This window comes from uncultured Agitococcus sp. (genome assembly GCF_937920075.1).
GTDB lineage: Bacteria > Pseudomonadota > Gammaproteobacteria > Pseudomonadales > Moraxellaceae > Agitococcus.
This window is the reverse complement of the sequence record NZ_CALETI010000263.1, coordinates 1-2,155: the sequence shown is the minus strand read 5'-3', so window position 1 is coordinate 2,155 and position 2,155 is coordinate 1. Positions and strand designations below refer to the sequence as shown.

The 2,155-nt window shown below is 36.6% G+C and carries 4 protein-coding genes; all 4 read left to right on the top strand.

Annotation, left to right across the window (positions count from 1 at the left end; translation table 11 throughout):
* Positions 1–2 precede the first annotated feature (2 nt).
* Entirely contained in the window at positions 3–149 is a 147-nt protein-coding gene (locus tag Q0212_RS16815) for a WYL domain-containing protein (RefSeq protein ID WP_367175814.1), read from the top strand.
* A 136-nt stretch (positions 150–285) separates the two neighbouring features.
* On the top strand, positions 286–972 hold the full coding sequence (locus Q0212_RS09015; protein WP_297924681.1) for a hypothetical protein: 687 nt from the start codon (positions 286–288) through the stop codon (positions 970–972).
* A gap of 64 nt (positions 973–1,036) precedes the next feature.
* Entirely contained in the window at positions 1,037–1,672 is a 636-nt protein-coding gene (locus tag Q0212_RS09010; protein ID WP_297924679.1) for a hypothetical protein, read from the top strand.
* Between the two features lie 22 nt (positions 1,673–1,694).
* Positions 1,695–2,155, top strand: a 461-nt coding sequence (locus tag Q0212_RS09005; protein WP_297924677.1) for a GIY-YIG nuclease family protein, incomplete at its 3' end; no start/stop codon positions are given.

The following is a 2,155-nucleotide window of genomic DNA, read 5'->3' as shown; positions in this document are numbered from 1 at the left end:
ATATGGTCACGGTGAAGTTACCTTATACATGGCAATTAAAACAATGGTTATTGTCACAAGGCAGTAAAGTACGGGTTGTTAAGCCTATTTGGTTGCGTGAGGCTTTACAAGAAGAAATACAGGCTATGCTGAATAATTATAAGTCCTAAATCGTATATGACGTATTTTGTCGGATTGGTTGGGATAATAAAAAATTGGACACGAAGATGTTTCACTCTTGTACTTGCTTTTTAAAAAATATGATGAGAATGTATGGTTAGTTGATGTTTTATTAAGGGGAACATAATGTTGGAATTAGATTTAGAGAATTTAGATGTCTCTTTTGATGATGAGTTTTTTAAAAATGAAAAATTGACTTGGCTGCCGTGGGTTGGCGTAAATTTTCAAACAACCACAGTGCGAACCTTAGTGTTAGGTGAAAGTACGTATAACTGGAATCCATCAAGTGCTGTAGTGCAAGACCGTATCAAGAAAAATGACCATTTACGGTTGGTACACCAAAATAATGCCATAAAATTTAAAGCAAAATCGGAATATACCCGAAACTTTGAACGTGCTGTGTTTGATAACAAAAAAGTTACACCACTCATGGCCAAACAACTTTGGCATTCGGTGGTTTATCATAATTTGGTGTTACGCTGCATGAAAGATGTGAAAGCGAGACCAAAATATGACGATTATCTAGTAGGTTGGCCTGAAACCTTTAAGCTTTTTGAGTTGCTCAGTGTAGAACAATGTATTTGTTATGGCCTAGAAGATAAAAAAATTAAGGCGTTTAAAGAAGCAGCGACGTTGTGTGGTTATGAATTTAAGGTGCAAAAATTTTCTAAAATTGGCAAATACACGCCTAAAATTATTAGCTTAACGATCAATAATAAGTTAATAAAAATAGCTTTTATTAGACACCCTAGCTCGTTTTTCTCTTGGAAAAATTGGGCAGTTTTTATGAAAAATACGCCAGTTTTCGTATAAGACACATTTTGTCGAATTGATAAGGATAATTAAACCATCTAATTATTTATAGATGGTTATTACGATGAAAAAAATAATTTGTCGCTGTTTAATGGTGATGATGTTTAGTATGCAGATAATTGCTTGTACCAACAGTGATGTGGCTTTGGTTAAGAGCGGTGTGATGAGTGCTTATAACAAAAATACGGTTGGTAACGTATTTGAGGCTTCTTTTGATGAGGCGCAGTGGCAGGCGGTCACCACTAAAAAGGGTGAAAGGGTAGTTAGATTTACAGGCAAAATTTCTCAAGATTTGCATGATGCAGTGGTTGCAGATGTTGAGCAAAAAACACAAGCTTTAAAAGTTTATCAACAAGAAGAATTGAAAATACAGTACATACAACAATTGGTTAAAAAACAAGGTATTGATGGCGCATTGTTTCAGCAGCTAAATGCAGAGTATGGCTGTGTGCTTCGTGAATCTAGCTTAGCAGGTGGTGTAATTTGGTGGACACCAACGTGCCAAGATAATGCCAATTGGGGGCAGTATCTTGAAACTGCTAAACAGGCTTTTTTAGCACAGGCTTGGCAAGTCGGCGATACGGTTGAAGTTGAATGGACTATTAGTGCTGACGGTAAACAATTTGATGTGACGCAGATGGCAAGTCCTTCTTGGGAAGGTTTGGCCTATGAGCATATCTTGGCGGCAATTTATCGTTAATCTAATTAACTTTATGGGTAGCATGATGAACATTAAACAGGTATTAGATGAGTTATTCAGTAAACCATCTGCTTTGGGGAATACGAGTTATCACATTAATCCCCCAATGCTTTTATCTGATGGGTTAGCGCAGATTTACCAAGCATGGGAATTAACTGGTATTTATTTGTTGCTGGAGTATCAGGAAGGTAGTGATTGGAGTGTAGCTTTAGAGCAAGCAAGTGGTGAGCTGCTGTATGTAGGTAAAACGCAAAAAAATCTGTGTGAACGAATTAAAAGCCATTTTGGAATGAAAAACTTAACAATTAAAACATGTGAAAACCATCGTTGGCACTCTGTGCCATCAATTTCTGATGAGCTTAAAAATAGGCTCTCGCAAGGAAAAGTAGTGATTTATCCTGTTGAGTGTATAAGTGATAATTTAAGTGCAAAGGCATTGTTGCCTGAGTTAGTCGAAAAGCAGTTATTAGTGGCTTTTGTATT